The organism is Streptomyces sp. NPDC088400 (genome assembly GCF_044753355.1).
GTDB lineage: Bacteria > Actinomycetota > Actinomycetes > Streptomycetales > Streptomycetaceae > Streptomyces.
In genome coordinates, this window is record NZ_JBIVMZ010000002.1 from 461,836 (window position 1) to 481,464 (window position 19,629).

Annotated in this window: 16 protein-coding genes, 1 pseudogene and 1 riboswitch; of the genes and pseudogenes, 13 read left to right on the forward strand and 4 right to left on the reverse strand. The window is 69.7% G+C overall.

Annotated elements, in window-relative coordinates; translation table 11 throughout:
- The first annotated feature begins 375 nt into the window (after positions 1-375).
- From hpnC to ACIQD6_RS07035, 11 genes are all read left to right on the forward strand, one after another.
- A complete protein-coding gene (gene hpnC, locus ACIQD6_RS06985; protein ID WP_401879033.1) occupies positions 376-1,254 on the forward strand; it encodes a squalene synthase HpnC in 879 nt (292 codons plus the stop codon).
- An 8-nt stretch (positions 1,255-1,262) separates the two neighbouring features.
- The gene (gene hpnD, locus ACIQD6_RS06990; RefSeq protein WP_401879034.1) at positions 1,263-2,201 is read left to right on the forward strand and encodes a presqualene diphosphate synthase HpnD; all 939 of its coding nucleotides are present in this window, start codon (positions 1,263-1,265) and stop codon (positions 2,199-2,201) included.
- A gap of 115 nt (positions 2,202-2,316) precedes the next feature.
- Positions 2,317-3,705, forward strand: a complete 1,389-nt coding sequence (hpnE, locus tag ACIQD6_RS06995; RefSeq protein WP_401879036.1) for a hydroxysqualene dehydroxylase HpnE — start codon at positions 2,317-2,319, stop codon at positions 3,703-3,705.
- Positions 3,702-4,817 carry a polyprenyl synthetase family protein gene (locus tag ACIQD6_RS07000; RefSeq protein ID WP_401879039.1) on the forward strand — a complete coding sequence of 372 codons (1,116 nt, stop codon included), beginning with the start codon at positions 3,702-3,704 and terminating at the stop codon, positions 4,815-4,817. The genes hpnE and ACIQD6_RS07000 overlap by 4 nt, the downstream gene beginning before the upstream one ends.
- Positions 4,818-4,935: 118 nt before the next feature.
- Complete coding sequence (gene shc / locus ACIQD6_RS07005) at positions 4,936-6,945, forward strand: squalene--hopene cyclase (RefSeq protein ID WP_401879041.1); 2,010 nt, start codon at positions 4,936-4,938, stop codon at positions 6,943-6,945.
- Entirely contained in the window at positions 6,945-7,601 is a 657-nt protein-coding gene (locus ACIQD6_RS07010) for a 1-hydroxy-2-methyl-2-butenyl 4-diphosphate reductase (RefSeq protein ID WP_401879043.1), read from the forward strand. Before shc ends, ACIQD6_RS07010 begins: the two co-directional genes overlap by 1 nt.
- A 5-nt stretch (positions 7,602-7,606) precedes the next feature.
- Entirely contained in the window at positions 7,607-8,626 is a 1,020-nt protein-coding gene (hpnH, locus tag ACIQD6_RS07015; protein WP_401879046.1) for an adenosyl-hopene transferase HpnH, read from the forward strand.
- A gap of 109 nt (positions 8,627-8,735) precedes the next feature.
- Entirely contained in the window at positions 8,736-10,616 is a 1,881-nt protein-coding gene (dxs, locus tag ACIQD6_RS07020; protein ID WP_401879049.1) for a 1-deoxy-D-xylulose-5-phosphate synthase, read from the forward strand.
- A gap of 8 nt (positions 10,617-10,624) precedes the next feature.
- Positions 10,625-12,058 carry an aspartate aminotransferase family protein gene (locus ACIQD6_RS07025; protein ID WP_401879563.1) on the forward strand — a complete coding sequence of 478 codons (1,434 nt, stop codon included), beginning with the start codon at positions 10,625-10,627 and terminating at the stop codon, positions 12,056-12,058.
- 71 nt (positions 12,059-12,129) lie between these two features.
- Positions 12,130-12,753, forward strand: coding sequence for a helix-turn-helix domain-containing protein (locus ACIQD6_RS07030; protein WP_401879052.1), 624 nt, complete (start codon positions 12,130-12,132; stop codon positions 12,751-12,753).
- Between the two features lie 108 nt (positions 12,754-12,861).
- Positions 12,862-12,984: a DUF6126 family protein gene (locus ACIQD6_RS07035; protein WP_401879054.1), complete on the forward strand. Its 123-nt coding sequence runs from the start codon at positions 12,862-12,864 to the stop codon at positions 12,982-12,984.
- A gap of 45 nt (positions 12,985-13,029) precedes the next feature.
- Here the strand turns inward: ACIQD6_RS07035 and ACIQD6_RS07040 are convergent, their stop codons facing one another.
- Positions 13,030-13,842 (reverse strand): tyrosine-protein phosphatase, encoded by an 813-nt coding sequence (locus ACIQD6_RS07040; RefSeq protein WP_401879056.1) that lies wholly within the window; start codon positions 13,840-13,842, stop codon positions 13,030-13,032.
- Between the two features lie 447 nt (positions 13,843-14,289).
- A riboswitch (cyclic di-AMP (ydaO/yuaA leader) is annotated at positions 14,290-14,481 on the forward strand.
- A gap of 4 nt (positions 14,482-14,485) precedes the next feature.
- Here ACIQD6_RS07040 and ACIQD6_RS07045 point away from each other — a divergent pair.
- Both ACIQD6_RS07045 and ACIQD6_RS07050 read left to right on the forward strand, forming a co-directional pair.
- Positions 14,486-15,451: a peptidoglycan DD-metalloendopeptidase family protein gene (locus tag ACIQD6_RS07045; protein ID WP_401879058.1), complete on the forward strand. Its 966-nt coding sequence runs from the start codon at positions 14,486-14,488 to the stop codon at positions 15,449-15,451.
- 204 nt (positions 15,452-15,655) lie between these two features.
- Complete coding sequence (locus ACIQD6_RS07050) at positions 15,656-16,483, forward strand: SGNH/GDSL hydrolase family protein (protein ID WP_401879060.1); 828 nt, start codon at positions 15,656-15,658, stop codon at positions 16,481-16,483.
- Between the two features lie 27 nt (positions 16,484-16,510).
- On the opposite strand, the pseudogene ACIQD6_RS07055 reads toward ACIQD6_RS07050, so the two are convergent.
- From ACIQD6_RS07055 to ACIQD6_RS07065, 3 genes and pseudogenes are all read right to left on the reverse strand, one after another.
- A pseudogene (locus tag ACIQD6_RS07055) lies at positions 16,511-17,421 on the reverse strand (STM4011 family radical SAM protein); the annotation flags it as partial.
- 7 nt (positions 17,422-17,428) lie between these two features.
- Positions 17,429-18,817 (reverse strand): STM4012 family radical SAM protein, encoded by a 1,389-nt coding sequence (locus tag ACIQD6_RS07060; RefSeq protein WP_401879063.1) that lies wholly within the window; start codon positions 18,815-18,817, stop codon positions 17,429-17,431.
- Positions 18,814-19,626 (reverse strand): STM4013/SEN3800 family hydrolase, encoded by an 813-nt coding sequence (locus ACIQD6_RS07065; protein ID WP_401879065.1) that lies wholly within the window; start codon positions 19,624-19,626, stop codon positions 18,814-18,816. The genes ACIQD6_RS07060 and ACIQD6_RS07065 overlap by 4 nt, the downstream gene beginning before the upstream one ends.
- Between the last annotated feature and the right edge of the window lie 3 nt (positions 19,627-19,629).

Genomic DNA, 19,629 nt, shown 5'->3' on the forward strand with positions numbered 1-19,629 from the left:
TGTGACGCCGGCCGCCGATCGTCAAGGATCGGTCAAGTCCGGTGAGCCGGGGGATGGTTGGCGTGTTACGCGATGTTCTCGTAATGGGCACAACACCCCGCAGTGTCCGGCCGACTCGCACAACGTAAGCTGTGGTGATGCTGATTCGCGGCACGTGAGGCGATCCCTCGTAGCATTCCGCCTGCCGTACGGCCTCCGGTACTGGGGAGGGTGGGCGGCGTGTCCGAAAAGGGATGTATTGGGTCGGCAGTGTAGAACGGGAGATGTGACGGCAATGACGGGAAATCTCCAGCTCCGCGAGGATTCCGCCGTCCCCGTGCCGGGTAGCACGCAGTGACGGGCGCCCCGCAGGTACGTTCCGACGACTCCTCGCGAATGACGCTGGACAAGGCCGCGGACGAGAACTTCCCGGTCGCCCCCTTCTTCCTGCCGCGCGCCTGGCGCGACGATCTGATGGCCGTCTACGGCTACGCCCGGCTCGTCGACGACATCGGCGACGGCGATCTCACCCCCGGCGGCGAGGACGCCCGCCACCTGGGCGTCGATCCCGGACAGGCCGACGACCGGCTCACCATGCTGGACGCCTTCGAGGCCGATCTGCGGCGGGTCTTCGATCCGGCCGGCCCCCCTCCCGGCCACCCCCTGCTGCGTGCGCTGACGCCGACCGTGCGGCGCCGTTCGCTGACCCCCGAGCCGTTCCTCGGGCTGATCGCGGCCAACCGTCAGGACCAGCTCGTACGACGCTACGAGACCTACGACGATCTCCTCGCCTACTGCGAACTGTCCGCGAACCCGGTCGGCCGTCTCGTCCTCCAGATCACCGGCACCGCGAGCCCCGAGCGCGTCCGCCGCTCCGACGCCGTCTGTACGGCGCTCCAGATCGTCGAACACCTCCAGGACGTGACCGAGGACCTCGGCCGTGACCGGGTCTATCTGCCGGCCGAGGACATGAAGCGGTTCCATGTCACCGAGGCGGAGCTGGCCGCTCCCACCGGGGGCGCGGCGGTGCGCTCCCTGGTCGCCTACGAAGCCGAGCGGGCCGGCCTGCTGCTGGACGAAGGCACCCTGCTGGTGGGCAGCGTCCACGGCAGGCTCCGGCTGCTGCTCGCCGGATTCGTGGCCGGAGGGCGCGCCGCCCTCGCTTCGATCGCGGCCGCCGGGCACGATGTGCTCCCCGGGCCGCCCAAACCCACCAAGGCACGTCTGCTGCGCGAAGTGGGAGCTGTCTTGCGAAGTGCGCACAGAGAGGGGTGAGCCGGAACATGGAGGGACAGACGCCCATGTCCGCGCCGGTACAGGCGGCCTACAGCTACTGCGAGGCCGTCACCGGGCAGCAGGCCCGTAATTTCGCCTATGGCATCCGGCTGCTGCCGACCGAGAAGCGGCAGGCATTGTCCGCGATGTACGCCCTCGCGCGGCGCGTGGACGACATCGGTGACGGCACGCTCGCGCCGGAGATCAAGCAGGCACGGCTCGACGAGACCCGCACCCTCCTGGACAGAGTCAGGAACGGCGGCGTGGACGAGGACGACACCGACCCCGTCGCGGTCGCGCTCGCGGACGCGGCGCGCCGCTTCCCCATCCCGATCGGCGGGCTCGACGAGCTGATCGACGGCGTCCTGATGGACGTACGGGGCGACACCTACGAGACCTGGGACGACCTGAAGGTCTACTGCCGGTGTGTCGCGGGCGCCATCGGGCGGGTGTCGCTCGGAGTGTTCGGCACCGCGCCGGGCGTGCCGGGCGCGGAGCGCGCCCCCGAGTACGCCGACACCCTGGGGCTCGCCCTTCAGCTGACCAACATCCTCAGGGACGTACGCGAGGACGCGGGCAACGGCCGTACGTACCTGCCCGCCGACGACCTCGCCAAGTTCGGGTGCTCCGAGGGCTTCCACAGCGCCACCCCGCCCAAGGGCGCCGACTTCGCCGGTCTCGTGCACTTCGAGGTCCGCCGCGCCCGCGCGCTCTTCGCCGAGGGCCTGCGCCTGCTGCCCATGCTCGACCGGCGCAGCGGCGCCTGCACCGCCGCCATGGCCGGCATCTACCGCAGGCTGCTCGACCGCATCGAACGCGACCCCGAGGCCGTCCTGCGCGGCCGGGTCTCGCTGCCCGGACGTGAGAAGGCGTACGTCGCCGTGCGCGGCCTCTCGGGGCTCGACGCCCGGCAGATCTCCCGGCAGACCGTCAGGAGGCGCGGCTGATGCGGCGCACCGCGCCCCCCTTCGCGACGGTCACGGAAACGTACGCGGACCTGGAGTTCTCAACCTCGCGCCGTGATGACGCGTCCTTCACCGAGACAGTCGCAGGAGGGCGCGCATGACAACGGACGACGGTACGCGCTCCCGGCACGCCGTAGTGGTGGGCGGAGGGCTCGCCGGGATCACCGCCGCCCTTGAGCTCGCCGACGCCGGACTGCGGGTGACGCTCCTCGAAGGGCGGCCGCGGCTCGGCGGTCTCGCCTTCTCGTTCCGCCGCGGCGACCTCACCGTGGACAACGGGCAGCATGTGTATCTGCGCTGCTGTACGGCGTACCGCTGGTTCCTGGACCGGGTGGACGGCGCCGCGCTCGCGCCACTCCAGGACCGGCTCGACGTGCCCGTGCTCGACGTCGGCCGGGCCAGCGGGCCCCGGCTCGGACGGATCCGCCGCAACGGCCTGCCCGTACCGCTGCACCTCGCCGCCGGACTCGCCGCGTACCCGCATCTCTCGCTCGCCGAGCGCGCGTCGGTCGGGCGTGCGGCGCTCGCCCTGAAGCGGCTCGACCCGGCCGATCCCGCCCTGGACGGCATCGACTTCGCGACCTGGCTGGGCCGGCACGGGCAGTCGCCGCGGACCATCGAGGCGCTCTGGGACCTGGTCGGCGTGGCCACGCTCAACGCCACCGCGCCGCACGCCTCCATGGGGCTCGCCGCCATGGTCTTCAAGACCGGGCTGCTGTCCGAGCCCGGCGCCGCCGACATCGGCTGGGCGCACGTCCCGCTCGGCGACCTGCACGACACTCTGGCGCGCAAGGCCCTCGACTCCGCCGGTGTGCGGACCGAGCTGCGTACCCGCGTCAGCGCACTCTCCCGTGCCGAGGACGGCGGCTGGCACGTCGATGTGGACGGTGAGCGGCTCGACGCGGACACCGTCGTCCTCGCCGTACCTCAGCGCGAGACCCACGCGCTGCTGCCCACGGGCGCGCTCGACGACCCCGACCGGCTGCTGGACATCGGCACCGCGCCGATCCTCAACGTCCATGTCGTATACGGCCGGAAGGTGCTGCGGCGGCCGTTCTTCGCGGCACTCGGCAGCCCGGTCCAGTGGGTCTTCGACCGCACCGACGCCTCCGGGCTCACGGAGGGCCAGTACCTGGCGCTCTCCCAGTCGGCCGCCGAGGACGAGATCGACTCACCCGTCTCCGAACTGCGTGAACGCTACCTCCCCGAACTGGAACGCCTCCTGCCCGCCGCCCGTGGCGCGGACGTACGGGACTTCTTCGTCACCCGCGAACGGACCGCGACCTTCGCGCCCGCTCCCGGGGTGGGCCGGCTGCGCCCCACCGCCCGTACTCGCGTCCCCGGCCTCTTCCTGGCCGGTGCATGGACCGCCACCGGCTGGCCCGCGACCATGGAGGGCGCGGTGAGAAGCGGCTTCAGCGCCGCGGGCGCCGCACTCGGCGAGATCGGCCGCCGGCATGAACACCCCTTGCAGGAGGCGGCATGAGCCCGAGTACTGCACCGATGAGTACTGGAACAAGAGGAGAGACCGTGCCGACTGTGCCCCCGGCGAATCCGGCTGTCGACACCGCGGACGTCCACGCGTTGCTGGAGCGCGGGCGGACCCTGTCGACGCCGGTGCTGCGCGCCGCCATCGACCGGCTCGCGACGCCCATGGACACCGTCGCCGCCTATCACTTCGGCTGGATCGACGCCGAAGGACGGCCGTCCGACGGCGACGGTGGCAAGGCGGTACGCCCGGCGCTCGCACTGCTCTCCGCCGAGGCGGCGGGCGCGGCCCCCGAGAAGGGGATTCCCGGCGCGGTCGCCGTGGAGCTGATCCACAACTTCTCGCTGCTGCACGACGACCTGATGGACGGTGACGAGCAGCGCCGCCACCGCGACACCGTCTGGAAGGTGCACGGCCCGGCCCAGGCGATCCTCGTCGGCGACGCTCTGTTCGCGCTCGCCAACGAGGTGCTGCTGGAGATCGGTACCCCCGAGGCGGGCCGCGCGACCCGCCGGCTGACCACCGCGACCCGCAAGCTGATCGACGGCCAGGCACAGGACATCTCCTACGAGCACCGCGAGCGGGTCACCGTCGAGGAGTGCCTGGAGATGGAGGGCAACAAGACCGGTGCCCTGCTCGCCTGTGCCGTCTCCATCGGCGCGGTCCTCGGCGGCGCCGACGACCGTACGGCCGACACGCTGGAGTCGTACGGCCACCACCTCGGCCTCGCCTTCCAGGCCGTCGACGATCTGCTCGGCATCTGGGGCGACCCCGAGGCCACCGGCAAGCAGACCTGGAGCGACCTGCGCCAGCGCAAGAAGTCCCTGCCGGTCGTCGCCGCGCTCGACGCGGGCGGCCCGGCCTCGGAACGGCTCGGCGAGCTGCTCGCCGCCGACGCCAAGAGCAGTGATTTCGAGAATTTCTCGGAGGAGGAGTTCGCCACCAGGGCGGCGCTGATCGAGGAGGCGGGCGGCCGGGAGTGGACCTCCCAGGAGGCCCGCAGGCAGCACACCATCGCGATCGAGGCCCTGGACGGCGTGGATATGCCGGAACAGGTCCGGGCGCAGCTCACCGCGCTCGCGGACTTCGTCGTCGTCCGAAAGAGATGATCACCATTCCCATATAACCGCAGTCGCCGTCCACAGCCGCAGGCCGGGCAGGCCCCAGGCGCCGGACGACGGAGACCCCAGGCACAGCAGAAGCACACCACTGCACGAAGGGGAAGCCATGACAGCGACGACCGACGGAAGCACCGGGGCCATGGGACCCCGCGCAGCCTCGGCCAGCGGACCGAATGATACGACGCCCGTCCTCGACGGTGGCCTCATGGTCGCCGCCGAGCGGGCCACCGCACGATCCGTCGAGCATCTGCTCGGCAGGCAGGACCCTCAGGGCTGGTGGAAGGGCGACCTGGCCACCAATGTGACGATGGACGCCGAGGATCTGCTGCTCCGTCAATTCCTCGGCGTCCAGGACGCCCGTACCACCGAAGCCGCGGCCCGGTTCATCCGTGGCGAGCAGCGCCCGGACGGCACCTGGGCCACCTTCCACGGCGGCCCCGCCGAACTCTCCGCCACCATCGAGGCGTACGTCGCTCTGCGGCTGGCCGGAGACCGCCCCGAGGACCCGCACATGGCGCGCGCCTCCCGGTGGGTGCGCGAGCAGGGGGGCATCGCCGGGAGCCGGGTCTTCACCCGGGTGTGGCTCGCTCTCTTCGGCTGGTGGAGATGGGACGACCTCCCCGAGCTGCCGCCCGAACTGATCTTCCTGCCCAAGTGGTTCCCGCTCAACATCTACGACTTCGGCTGCTGGGCACGGCAGACGGTCGTACCGCTGACCATCGTCTCGGCGAAGCGGCCCGTACGGCCCGCTCCCTTCGCCCTCGACGAGCTGCACTCCGACGCGGCCGATCCGAACCCGGCCAAGCCGCCCGCGCCCCTGAGCAGTTGGAACGGGGTCTTCCAGCGCCTCGACAAGGCCCTGCACGCGTATCAGAAGATCGCACCACGAAGACTTCGCCGTGCCGCGATGAACGCGGCCGCGCGCTGGATCATCGAGCGGCAGGAGAACGACGGCTGCTGGGGCGGGATCCAGCCCCCCGCCGTCTACTCCGTGATCGCCCTGCACCTGCTCGGATACGACCTCGACCATCCGATCATGCGCGCCGGTCTCGAATCGCTGGACCGCTTCGCCATCTGGCGCGAGGACGGCGCCCGGATGATCGAAGCCTGTCAGTCCCCGGTCTGGGACACCTGCCTCGCCACCATCGCACTCGCCGACGCGGGCCTGAGCCCGGACCATCCGGCCCTGGTCAGAGCCGCCGACTGGATGCTCGGGGAGCAGATCGTCCGCCCCGGTGACTGGGACGTACGCAGGCCTGGACTCACCCCGGGCGGCTGGGCGTTCGAGTTCGACAACGACAACTACCCGGACATCGATGATACAGCCGAGGTCATTCTCGCTCTGCGCCGGGTAGCACACCCCGACCCCGACCGGCTCGACGCGGCCATCGAGCGCGGTGTCCGGTGGAACATGGGCATGCAGTCGCGGAACGGGGCCTGGGGCGCCTTCGACGCCGACAACACCAGTCCGTTCCCCAACCGGCTGCCCTTCTGTGACTTCGGCGAGGTCATCGACCCGCCGTCCGCCGATGTCACCGCGCACGTCGTCGAGATGCTCGCCTACGAGGGCAAGGCCCATCTCCCCGGCGCCCGGCGGGGGATCGAGTGGCTCCTCGCCGAACAGGAGGCCGACGGCGCCTGGTTCGGCCGCTGGGGAGTCAACTACGTATACGGCACCGGCGCGGTGGTACCCGCGCTCACCGCGGCCGGGCTGCCGGTCTCCCACCCCGCGATCCGCCGCGCGGTCTCCTGGCTCGAATCGGTACAGAACGACGACGGAGGCTGGGGCGAGGACCTGCGCTCGTACCGCGAGGAGGAATGGATCGGGCGCGGTGTCACCACCGCCTCCCAGACCGCCTGGGCGCTGCTCGGGCTGCTCGCCGCCGGCAGGCGGGACAGCAAGGCCGTCGAACGCGGCATCGCCTGGCTCACCGGCGCCCAGCGGGAGGACGGCTCCTGGGACGAGCCGTACTTCACCGGCACCGGCTTCCCCTGGGACTTCTCCATCAACTACCACCTCTACCGGCAGGTCTTCCCGCTCACGGCACTCGGCCGGTACGTCCACGGGGACCCCGGTCCCCTCATCGCACGCGCGGGCAGCCGCAAGGGGGCCTGATGGGCCGGTCCCCGGCGCCTTCCGGCCCGTCAGCCCCGTTGCTGATCGCCTGCGCGCTGGGCATCGAACGGCTCGCGCTGCGTGGCGGACATGCGCGCGGCGACGCGGCGGGGCCGGTGACCGTCCTGCGTACGGGCATGGGCCCCAGGAACGCCGAGCGTGCCGTGGCACGCGCGCTCGCCGAGCCCGGGGCCAGGCACGCGCCCGTCATCGCGTCGGGGTTCTGCGCCGGCCTCACCCCGGGGATGAACCCGGGGGACCTGATCGTCGCCGACGAGACCCGGGGCCCGGACGGCTCAACGCCCTGTACGAACACCGGGCTGCTCGTCGACGCGCTGACCCGGGCACTGCCGGGCCGCACCGTCCACACCGGGCCGCTGACCGGCTCCGACCATGTCGTACGCGGCCAGGAACGGGCCGGACTGCGTACCACCGGGGCGATCGCGGTGGACATGGAATCCGCCGCGACGCTCCGGAGTGCTCTGCGCGCCGGGCCTCGCCCGGTTGCGGCCGTCCGGGTGGTCGTGGACGCTCCAGAGCATGAGCTCGTCCGTATTGGCACAGTGCGCGGTGGAATATCGGCTTTCCGTGTCCTCCGTGCCGTGCTACCAGCTTTCTATGAATGGCACCGTTCTTCGCTGCTCCCCAGGAGGTGAGCTAGATGGCCATGCCGCTTCGTCAGACCATCAGGGTCGGGACGTACCTCTTCGAACAGAAGCTCCGCAAGCGTCAGAAGTTTCCACTGATTGTTGAGCTGGAACCTCTGTTCGCCTGCAATCTGAAATGTGAGGGCTGCGGAAAGATCCAGCATCCGGCAGGCGTTCTGAAGCAGCGCATGCCCGTTGCCCAGGCCGTCGGCGCGGTGCTGGAGTCCGGGGCGCCCATGGTCTCCATCGCCGGTGGCGAGCCGCTGATGCATCCTCAGATCGACGAGATCGTGCGGCAGTTGGTCGCTCGGAAGAAGTACGTCTTCCTCTGCACCAATGCCGTGCTGCTGCGGAAGAAGATCGAGAAATTCACGCCGTCGCCGTACTTCGCCTTCGCCGTGCACATCGACGGGCTGCGGGATCGCCATGACGAGTCCGTCGCGAAGGAGGGCGTGTTCGACGAGGCGGTGGCGGCCATCAAGGACGCCAAACGGCGCGGCTTCCGGGTGACCACCAATTCCACCTTCTTCAACACGGACACGCCCCAGACCATTGTTGAGGTGCTGAATTTCCTCAATGACGAGTTGAAGGTGGACGAGATGATGATCTCGCCCGCCTACGCCTACGAGAAGGCTCCCGACCAGGAGCACTTCCTGGGTGTCGAACAGACCAGGGAACTGTTCAAGAAGGCGTTCTCGGGCGGCAACCGGGCGCGCTGGCGCCTCAACCACTCGCCGCTCTTCCTGGACTTCCTCGAAGGCAAGGCCGACTTCGCGTGCACGGCGTGGGCCATCCCCAACTACTCGCTCTTCGGCTGGCAGCGCCCCTGCTATCTGATGAGCGACGGGTATGTGCCGACGTACCGGGAACTCATCGAGGACACCGACTGGGACAAGTACGGCCGCGGGAAGGACGACCGCTGCGCCAACTGCATGGCGCACTGCGGCTACGAGCCGACCGCCGTCCTCGCCACGATGGGCTCGCTCAAGGAGTCCCTGCGTGCCGTACGGGAGACGGTCGCCGGGGCGAAGTGACCTCAGGGGCCCGGCCGATGGCGACGCGCCGCGTTCTCGCGGCGCGTCCGCCCTTGGGCGCCGGGTGAACAGAATCTGAGCCGAGCAGGATCTGAGAGGGGGCCCGAGCGTGTCTGTCTTGGAGTACATCCGGGGACCGCGCGATCTCAAGGCGCTGACGACAAGCGAACTCGATGAACTGGCCGAGGACATCAGGGAGTTCCTCGTCAGGGCCGTGGCCAGAACCGGTGGTCATCTCGGGCCCAACCTGGGGGTGGTGGAGCTGACCGTGGCGCTGCACCGGGCCTTCGACTCACCCGTCGACCGCATCCTGTGGGACACCGGCCACCAGAGCTATGTCCACAAACTCCTCACCGGCAGACAGGACTTCTCCAAGCTGCGCGGAAAAGGCGGCCTCGCGGGTTATCCCTCCCGCGAGGAGTCCGAGCACGACGTCATCGAGAACTCGCACGCCTCGACCGTGCTCGGCTGGGCCGACGGACTGGCCAAGGCCCGGGACGTACGCGGCCGGGACAACCATGTCGTCGCGGTCATCGGGGACGGAGCTCTGACCGGCGGCATGGCCTGGGAGGCCCTCAACAACATCGCCGCGGCCAAGGACCGCCCGCTGATCATCGTGGTCAACGACAACGAACGGTCCTACGGGCCGACCATAGGCGGACTCGCCGACCACCTCGCCACCCTCCGCACCACCGACGGCTACGAGCGGTTCCTGGCCTGGGGCAAGGACGTCCTCCAGCAGACGCCCGTCGTCGGCCGGCCGCTGTACGGGTCGCTGCACGGCGCCAAGAAGGGGTTCAAGGACGCCTTCGCACCGCAGGGCATGTTCGAGGACCTCGGTCTCAAATACGTAGGGCCGGTCGACGGGCACGACATCGCGGCCGTGGAGTCGGCCCTCGGCAAGGCGAAACGCTTCCACGGGCCCGTACTCGTGCACTGTCTGACGGAGAAGGGCCGCGGCTACCCGCCGGCGCTGGAGGACGAGGCGGACCGCTTCCACACGGTCGGCGCGATGGATCCGCTGACCTGCGAGCCTCTCGTACCGGCCGCCGGTCCGTCCTGGACCTCGGTCTTCGGCGACGAGATCGTCGCGATCGGGGAGGAGCGGCCGGACGTCGTGGCGATCACCGCGGCCATGCTGCACCCCGTCGGACTCACCCGTTTCGCCGAACGCTTCCCGGACCGGATCTGGGATGTCGGCATCGCCGAGCAGCACGCCGCGGTCTCCGCCGCGGGGCTCGCCACCGGCGGGCTGCATCCCGTCGTCGCCGTCTACGCCACCTTCCTGAACCGCGCCTTCGACCAGCTGCTGATGGATGTCGCCCTGCACCGGTGCGCAGTCACCTTCGTACTGGACCGGGCCGGGGTCACCGGCACCGACGGGCCGTCCCACAACGGCATGTGGGACATGTCGGTCCTGCAGTGCGTGCCGGGCCTGCGGATCGCCGCGCCGCGCGACGCCGGACAGCTGCGGGCCCAGCTGCGTGAGGCCGTGGACGTGGCCGACGCGCCGACCGTCGTGCGTTATCCCAAGGAGTCGGCGGGGACAACAGTCCCGGCCGTAGGGCGCGTGGGCGGGATGGACGTCCTGCACCGCGAGGAGAACGCGGAGGTGCTGCTCGTGTCGGTGGGAGCCCTCGCGACCGTCTGCCTCACGGCGGCGGACCTGCTCGCGGGCGCCGGTATCCGCTGCACCGTGGTCGACCCGCGCTGGGTCAAGCCCGTCGACGAACAGCTCGCGCCGCTCGCCGCCTCGCACCGCCTGGTCGCGGTCGTCGAGGACAACAGCCGCAGCGGCGGGGTGGGGTCGGCCGTCGGCCAGTCGCTGCGGGACGCGGGGGTGGACGTACCCCTGCGGACGTACGGCATTCCCGAGCGGTTCCTGGCCCATGCCAAACGGAGTGAGGTGCTGGCCGACATCGGCCTCACGCCGGTGGAGATCGCGGGACAGATCGGCGCCGCGCTCGCACACAAGGAGAACAGGGAATGACCAAGCCCATGGAGCCCCCTCAGGTCAGGGAGCCCGAGGAGCCCGCCCGGCTCGGGGAGCCGGCGGATTTCGACCTCAACCGGCTGCTCGCGGAGCGCGGCACCGAGCGCTACGAGCTGCACTCCAAGCACCTCAACCACCAGCTCCCGCGCATGTTGCACACCATCGGCTTCGACCGGGTCTACGAGCGGGCCGAGGGCGCCTACTTCTGGGACGCGGACGGCAACGACTACCTGGACATGCTGGCGGGCTTCGGCGTGATGGGCCTCGGCCGGCACCACCCCGTCGTACGCAAGGCGCTCCACGACGTCCTCGACGCCTCGCTCGCCGACCTCACCCGCTTCGACTGCCAGCCGCTGCCCGGACTGCTCGCCGAGCGGCTGCTGGCGCACAGCCCGCATCTGGACCGGGCGTTCTTCGGGAACAGCGGTACGGAAGCGGTCGAGACGGCCCTGAAATTCGCCCGGTACGCGACCGGGCGAACAAGGATCCTGTACTGCTCGCACGCCTTCCACGGACTGACCACCGGCTCGCTGTCGGTCAATGGCGAGGACGGCTTCCGGGACGGGTTCGCGCCGCTGCTGCCCGACACCGCGATCGGACTCGGCGATCTCGACGCGCTGGAGAAGGAGCTGAAGCGCGGCGATGTGGCCGGGTTCGTCATCGAGCCGATCCAGGGCAAGGGGGTGCACGAGAGCCCGCCCGGCTTTCTGCGCCAGGCCCAGGAACTGCTCCACCGGCACAAGGCGTTGCTCATCGCGGACGAGGTGCAGACCGGCCTCGGCAGGACCGGCGACTTCTACGCGTACCAGCACGAGGAAGGCGTGGAGCCAGATCTGGTCTGTGTGGCGAAGGCGCTCTCCGGCGGATATGTGCCCGTCGGCGCGACCCTCGGCAAGGACTGGATCTTCAAGAAGGTCTACTCCTCGATGGACCGGGTGCTGGTCCACTCGGCGAGCTTCGGATCCAACGCCCAGGCCATGGCGGCGGGCCTGGCCGTCCTGTCGGTGATGGAGAACGAGAAGACCGTCGCCAACGCGCGGGTGACCGGCGATCTGCTCAGGTCGCGGCTGGCCGCGCTGGTGGACCGCTACGAGTTGCTGCACGAGGTACGGGGCCGGGGGCTGATGATCGGCATCGAGTTCGGCCGGCCGAACTCGATCAAGCTGCGCAGCCGTTGGACGATGCTCCAGGCGGCACGCAAGGGGCTCTTCGCCCAGATGGTGGTCGTACCCCTGCTCCAGAAGCACCGCATCCTCACCCAGGTCTCCGGCGACCATCTGGAGGTGATCAAGCTGATTCCGCCGCTGACCATCGGCGAACAGGAGGTCGAGCGCTTCGTGGACGCCTTTACGGCGGTCATGGACGACGCTCACGGAGGCGGCGGGCTGATGTGGGACTTCGGCAGGACACTGGTGAAGCAGGCTGTGGCCAACCGTTAGGGGGATCCCGGATCTTTTGCCTCTGAGGTAAGAAACTTGCCCCAGAGGAAAGATCCTGGCGCAATGGGGGTATGACCGCTTTTCCCGGTGGAGAGGCAGCCGACGCGCTGCCCGAACAGCTGCCCGATGTCGCGCCACGCCTGCGCGAGCTGCGCCGCAGTCGCCGGCTCACTCTGGAGGCCGCCGCCCGGCGGGCGGGGCTTTCCCCCGCTCACCTCTCCCGCCTGGAGACGGGCCGCCGCCAGCCGTCCCTGCCGATGCTGCTGGGCCTGGCACGTATCTACGGTACGACCATCTCCGAACTGCTCGGTGAGATGCCTCCGGAGCGCGAACCCATCGTCCGCGCCGACCGGACGGAGCCTGTCGAGGCCGGTGGCTGGACGTACCACCAGGCGGGTGGGCCGGGCCGGGCCATGCAGCCGCTGCGGCTCCAGGTGCCGTACGGGGCGCAGGGTGACCTCGTCCGCGTACACCCGGGGGAGGAGTGGCTCTATGTCCTCGACGGGCGGCTGCGGCTGAATCTCGGGGACGTCGTCCATATGCTCGGTCCAGGGGACAGCGCGCACTTCGACTCGCTCACCCCGCACCGGATCGCGGCGGACGGAACCGGCGGAACCGAGCTGCTCTTTGTCCACACCCTGCTGCAGAGTCCCGCCGCCGAGCTGTGCTTCGGCGGCGGCACTCATCGCCGCTGATCTTCTGGAGAGAGGCCTGTCACCATGACGGACAATTCAGACGCAGCATTCGATTCGGGTCGTTCGGATCAGAGGTCGGCCGAGTCGGTGGGGAGCCCGGAGAGGGTGATGAACGAGGAGAAGTCGTTTCCCCGGGGGCTGGTCATCCGGCTCTTCGCCTACCTGGTGGCCGGGCATCTCTTCGCGGGCTTCCTCTATCTGCTCTTCACCGTGGGAGCGGAAGGCCGATAATTTCGTGGCTTTTGGCTTGGATGTCCGGCCACGGCCCGGCGCGGGTCAGTCTTCGTCGAGGAGGCGGGCGCGCAGCCGCTCGCGGGTCTCCGGGGCGAGCCTCAGTCCCTCGGTCAAATAGCGGTCGGTGCTGCCCCACGTCTTCTCGATGGTCTCGAAGGCCGCTGCGAGGTACTCGGCGCGGGCGTCGAAGAGCGGGCCGAGCAGCTCCATCACCTCCGGCGAGGTCCCGGCCGGTGACGTGTCGCTGCGGACGATCCGGTAACGGCGGTGCGGATCGTTCGACTTCAGGTAGTCCGCCTCGATCGCCTCGGGCTCGACGCCGACCGCCAGCAGGGACACCGCGATGGAGAGCCCCGCCCGGTCCTTGCCCGCCGCGCAGTGCATGAGCGCGGGGACGCTGTCCTCGGCGAGGGCGTGCAGGACGCGGCTGTGTTCGGCGGTGCGGTCCGCGATGATCGAGCGGTACGAGTTGGTCATCCGGGCGGCGGCTTTGCCCTCGGCGAGGATCGAGTGCAGCTGCTCCAGGTCGCCGTGCCGGATCATCCGCCAGAACTCGGCGCCGTCGGCCGGGTCGGAGAGCGGAATGTTCACATGGCGTACGCCCGCCAGTTCCACATCCGCGCCGTCGAGCTTGAGATCGGCGGAGTTGCGGAAGTCGAAGATCGTGTGCAGGCCGAGAGTGGAGAGGAAGGCCGAATCGGTCGCGGTGGCGTTGGCGAGATGGCCGCTGCGGAAGAGTGTGCCGTACCGCACCTGCCGACCGTCCGTGGTCGGAAGCCCGCCCACGTCCCGGAAGTTGCGCACTCCGGTCAGCTCGGGCTCCGTCGACGGGACCTGCGGCACCTTCTGCGTCACGGCCTGCTCCTCCGTGTCCGCCGTCGGCGCTGCTCGCCGACGACACCGATTCCTGACCCTGAGGCTTTCCGGCCCCACGACTTCCTGACTCTATGACATCTGTACCAGGGGCAATCGATTCAATGGCGGGATCCGGATGTGCCTGCGTGTGCCTGCCGAGGACGGCCCGGGTGGCTGGAGTTCGCTCATATCCAGGTCTGTCCGTATTGGGTAATTACATGCAACATGCCCCACTCGCGAGGGAGATGGACCCCGACTCGTGAGCAGGATCATATCCGTGACGTTCTGTGCTGACGCCGCGCATACGAATTGCCGTGTCACACGGGTGGGGAAGATCGGTAATCCACTCAGTGTCACCGACGGGCCCGGGTAATGACGCAGCGCGTTCGGGCATCGGGAAAGATCTGCTTGTTACGGCCGTCCGACTCGCTTACGTTCACTTTCAATCCGAGCGGAACGCCGAATCCTGCCGCCGCCCGGAATTCTTATCCATCCATCCACGCGTGGCAGGAGCGGGGGACCCAGGTAGTACGCCGTTCCGTCAGTACGGACGGCTTGGGGTGAAGTCGCGTGCCAGGCGCGGCCGGGCATCTCCAGCCCGAACCCGACAGCTCACCTCGTAGGCGCCGGAGAGGAATTCGCCATGCCCGCGAAGGGTAAGCACCGCCGTCCCAAGGCCAACCCGATCTCACGCGGATTCATCGCCGCCGGTACGGGCGGCGCCGCCATCGCGCTCCCGCTGATCGGTGCCACCGGCGCGCACGCCGCCGAGAAGGCCGCACCGGCCGCCGCGCCGCAGGCCGCCGAGTCCACCGCCGAGCACGCGGCCCGGAATGTCTCCGCCGCGCAGGCGCAGGGGGGCGTGAAGCAGGCCGCGACCCAGACCGCGAAGACGTACGCCGTGGTCTCCGGCGACTACCTGTCCAGGATCGCCGACGAGCAGAAGGTCAGAGGCGGCTGGCAGAAGCTGTACGACGACAACCGTTCGGTGGTCGGTGACGACCCGTCGATGATCCACCCCGGTCTGAAGCTGACCATCGGCACGAAGTCCGCCGGCGGTGGCTCGGAGGCCCCGGCCTCGGAGGCCCCGGCGAAGGCCGAGGCCCCGGTCAAGTCCTCCAGCGGATCCACCGGTGAGTCCTCGGGATCCGGTGCCACCGAGCGCAAGGCTCCCGCCGCCAACACCGGCTCGCAGAGCAGCGGTTCGGACTTCGCCAAGCCCGTTGACGCGCCCGTCACCACCCAGTACCGCGCGTCCGGCGGCAGCTGGTCCAGTGGCTACCACACCGGCGTGGACTTCTCGGCGTCCTCGGGCAGCACCGTCAAGGCGGTCGGCGCGGGCACCGTCGTGTCCGCCGGCTGGGGCGGCTCGTACGGCAATGAGGTCGTCATCCGGCACGACGACGGCAAGTACTCGCAGTACGGTCACATGTCGTCCCTCGCCGTCTCCACCGGCCAGAGTGTCGGCGAGGGCCAGCAGATAGGCCTCTCCGGTGCCACCGGAAATGTCACGGGACCGCACCTGCACTTCGAAATCCGCACCGGTCCGGACTACGGCTCGGACATCGACCCGCTGGCCTTCCTCCGCCAGCAGGGCGTCAACGTCTGACCCTGCACGTCATTCGCCCCTCCGCGCCTTCGCGTCTTCGTTCTTTTCGCACCGGCGCGCGCTGCCCGGCACTTTCGGTGCCGGGCAGCTCCTGTTTTCCGCTATTCCCGCTTGGTCGAAAATTGACCGATGGCGTATCTCACCCCACGTCAACCCCTCCTTACGGTCGCGTAGGTCACATCTCCGGGTGGAGGATGTCCTGCTGTGGCAAACGACGATTCGAGAACAAGAACCAGTGACACATTCGGGTCGTACACGGCGCTCGGTGACAGCTTCACGGAGGGCGTGGGAGACCCAGGGCCCGACGGGGCCTTCGTCGGCTGGGCAGACCGGCTCGCGGTACTGCTCGCCGACCAATTGCCGGACCCGGGAAGGGCGGCCGACACCGTTCACGGTGATTTCCGGTACGCGAATCTCGCCGTACGCGGTCGGCTCCTCGACCAGATCGTGGCGGAGCAGATACCGCGGGCGAAGGAACTCGCCCCGGACCTGGTGACGTTCTGCGCCGGCGGGAACGACATCATCCGGCCCGGCACCGACCCCGACGATGTCGCCGAGCGCTTCGAGCGAGCCGTCGCCGACCTCACCAACAGCGTCGGCACGGTCATGCTGACCACCGGCTTCGACACCCGTGGCGTACCGGTGCTGCGTCATCTGCGCGGCAAGATCGCCACGTTCACCGCCCATACCCGGTCCATCGCGGACCGCTACAACTGCCCGGTACTCGACCTCTGGTCGCTGAAGTCCGTACAGGACAGGCGAGCCTGGGACGGCGACCGGCTGCACATGTCGCCCGAGGGGCACACCCGAGTGGCGCTGCGCGCCGCCCAGGTACTCGGCGTCGATGTGCCGGCCGACCCGGATCAGGTATGGCCGCCCGAGCCGCCGCGCGGCACGTTGGAGGTGCGGCGCGACAACATCCACTGGGCACGCGAATATCTGGTGCCCTGGATCGGGCGCCGGCTGCGCGGAGAATCGTCCGGCGACCATATGGAAGCCAAGCGGCCCGACCTGCTGCCGCTGAAACACTGACGCGGGAAAGCGGCCGGGATGGGGGAGCGGCCGGGATGGGGGAGGGGCGCGAGACGGGGGCGGAGGGGCTGATGGGGGGCGTCCTACGCTCCTGTCGCTCCTGCCGGGATCCGCTCCAGGACCCCGCCGGCGAACACGTCGTACAACGGCAGCGTCTCCAGATGCACATAGCCGATATGGCAGTCGCACACCGCCAGCGGACAGGCCCGTGGGGTGAGCGCCCGCCGGTACGACCCGTCGTACAGGTTGCCCAGCTCGGCGGGGACGAAGTGGCAGCGCCGTACCGTACCTTCGCCGTCCACCGAGATCACCGACTCGCCCGTTCTGCAGGGCAGACCGGCTGAGCGGTGCGGATGGCGGCTGTACGGGAACAGCGGATCGAGCCCCGTCCACCGGGCGGCCTCCTCGTCCGTATAGCTGTGCCCCTCGGCCGCGTTGATCCACAGATAGATGTGCTCGGGCAGCTCGGCGCGGAGCCGCCGGGCGTGCTCCAGGTGCTCCGTGAGACCGACGACCCCCACGCTGAACCGGATGCCCCGGTCGGCCAGCTCGTGGCACTTCGCGAGGAACCGGTCGTACGGAGTCTGCCCCGGGTGGTAGGTGCACCACAGGGCCAGCGTTCCGGGATCGGCGTCCGCCAGCCAGTCGGTGCGGCAGCTCAGATTCGTCTGGATGGCGACCCGGCGGATGTGCGGCAGTTGTGACAGCTCGGTGAGCGCCCGCCGGTACCAGGAGCGGACCAGGCCCTCGCCCCAGGGAGTGAACAGCACCGACAGCCGGTCGTCCGTGCGCTCCGACGCCCATCCGGCGAACCGCTCCAAGGCGTCCCGGTCGGCTCGCAGTTGATCGCGGCTGTCACGCCGCTTGGCGAACGGGCAGTACGGACAGTCGTAGTCGCAGGAGGCGAGCGGGCCGCGGTAGAGGATCGTCAAGTCCACGTGCCTCTCACTTCACTTCGTACGCGGCCATCGCGGCCCGTACGGCGGGGGAGAAGAGCGCGGGGCCCAGCGCGTCCGAATGCGCCAGCCCCTCGGGGGAGAGCCGCAGCAGGCCCGGGCCCGCGCTCTCGTCGAGCCAGCCCAGCGCCGCGAACCGCGCCAGCTCGGCCGGGAAGTCCTCGGCCGGGCCGGTCGTGAAACGGTCGCGGTAGTCGGCCACGTCCATGCCCTGCGCCTGGAGGAGCGACTGGAGCAGATGCCGGCGGCGCGCCTCGTCACCGTCGATACGGCGGCCCACTTCCGCGCGGGAGAAGTCCTCCGTCGTCGTGTAGGTGTCGATGATGGTCCGTATCTCACGCATGTCGACGGCGTAGTCGAAGGAGTAGTGCAGACCGGAGGTGTACGAGCGGGCTCCGCAGCCCAGGCCGATCATGCCGTCGGTCTGGCAGGCGTAGTCATCCGCGCCGGATTCCTGGAACGGGGCGTCCGGACGGCGGAACATCCGCATGGACACCTGCTCGTAGCCGTGGGAGAGCAGGTGATCGCGCCCCTGCCGGTAGAGCCGCAGCCGCTGGGCGTCCCAGGCGGCGTCGCTGCCCGCGCCGAGTCGACCGAGGCCGGTGAGCGGCCGTATGTACAGCGGATAGAGATAGAGCTCCTCGGGCCGCCAGGCGAGCGCGGCGTCCAGGGAGTGGCGCCAGGTCTCCTCGGTCTGGCCGTCGATGCCGTAGATGAGGTCGATGTTGAGGACCGGGATCCGGGCATCGCGTATGCGGCCGAGAGCGGCCTCGACCTCGGCCCGGCGCTGCGGGCGTACGGCGGCCTTCGCCTCCGCGTCGACAAAGCTCTGGACGCCGATGCTCAGCCGGGTGGCGCCCCGGTCGGCGAGCACGGCCAGCCGGTCGGCGGTGGCCGTCGCGGGGGAGGTCTCGACGGAGAGCGGAATGTCCCGCAGATCGGCGCCCATCCCCTTCTCGGCGATGTCGCACAGCCGGTCCAGCTCACCGGCGTCGAGGAAGGTGGGGGTGCCGCCGCCGAAGGCCGCGGCGGCGAACCGTACGGGGTCGGTGTCGCCGAGCGCGTCACGTACGGTGGCCGCCTGCCGGTCGAGGGCGTCGAGGTAACGCGTCGTCAGCTCGTCGGGGGCGCCGATCCGGGTGAACAGATTGCAGAAGCCGCAGCGGACCTCGCAGAACGGTATGTGCAGATAGAGGGAGAGGGCGTCCTTCCACTCGTCCGCCCACAGCTCGTCCAGCGCGGGACGGTCCTCCAGCGGGCGGTAGGCCGTCTTGTGCGGGTAGGCGTAGACGTAACTCTCGTACGGACGCGGTGTCGTGGTGCCGGTTGCGGCGGTGGTGTCGGCCGCGGTGGTGGTACCGGCTCTGGCTGTACTCATCGGGTGGCCCCAGGTTCCAGGAAGAAATGGGCGTACGGCACGGTCCAGACGGTTTCGTGGCCCAGGCGGTGACCGCTCCAGCCGTCGTCGCCGTAGGCGGTGCCGTGGTCGGAACAGACAATGGTGAAGCAGCGGCGGCGGCTGCTCGCCGCGGCGAAGAGCCGGCCGATGTGCCGGTCGACGTGGGTGAGCGCGGCGGCGTGTGTGGCCCGCGAGTCGCCTGTCTCCCGGGTGGCGCCGGGCAGATGGAACCAGTTGGGCTGGTGCAGCACGGACACATTGACGAAGAGGAACAGCCGCTGCTCGGCCGGCAGACCGGCGATGACCTGCTCCGCACGGCCGATCTGCTCCTCGAAAGAGGTCGGTGAGGTCACACCGAACTCCGGTTCCCAGTGGCTCTCCTGGAACATCCCCGGCAGTACCGAACCGAGTGCGCCCCGCTGGTTGAAGAAGCCGACTCCGCCGACGCACACCGTGCGGTAGCCGGCCGTGGCGAGGCCCGAAACCAGGTCCGGGGTGTCGTAGACGAACGTCCCGTCGGCCGTTGTCTCGCTCCCTCCGAAGCGGGCGGCGAACAGCCTGGGGTGCGGTCCCGGAGAGGCGGGGGTCGGCAGGAAACCGGCGAAGATCGCCTGGTGCGAGGCGTAGGTGAAGCTGCCGGGGGCGTGCCGCTTCTCCCAGCGGCCTCCCGGCAGATGGCGGGCGAGATGCGGGATCCGGCCCGCTTCGGCGAGCTCCTGCGCCACGTCGAAGCGCAGGGTGTCGAGGGTGACGAGCAGCAGGTCGTCCTGCCCGACCACTCTGTTCATGTC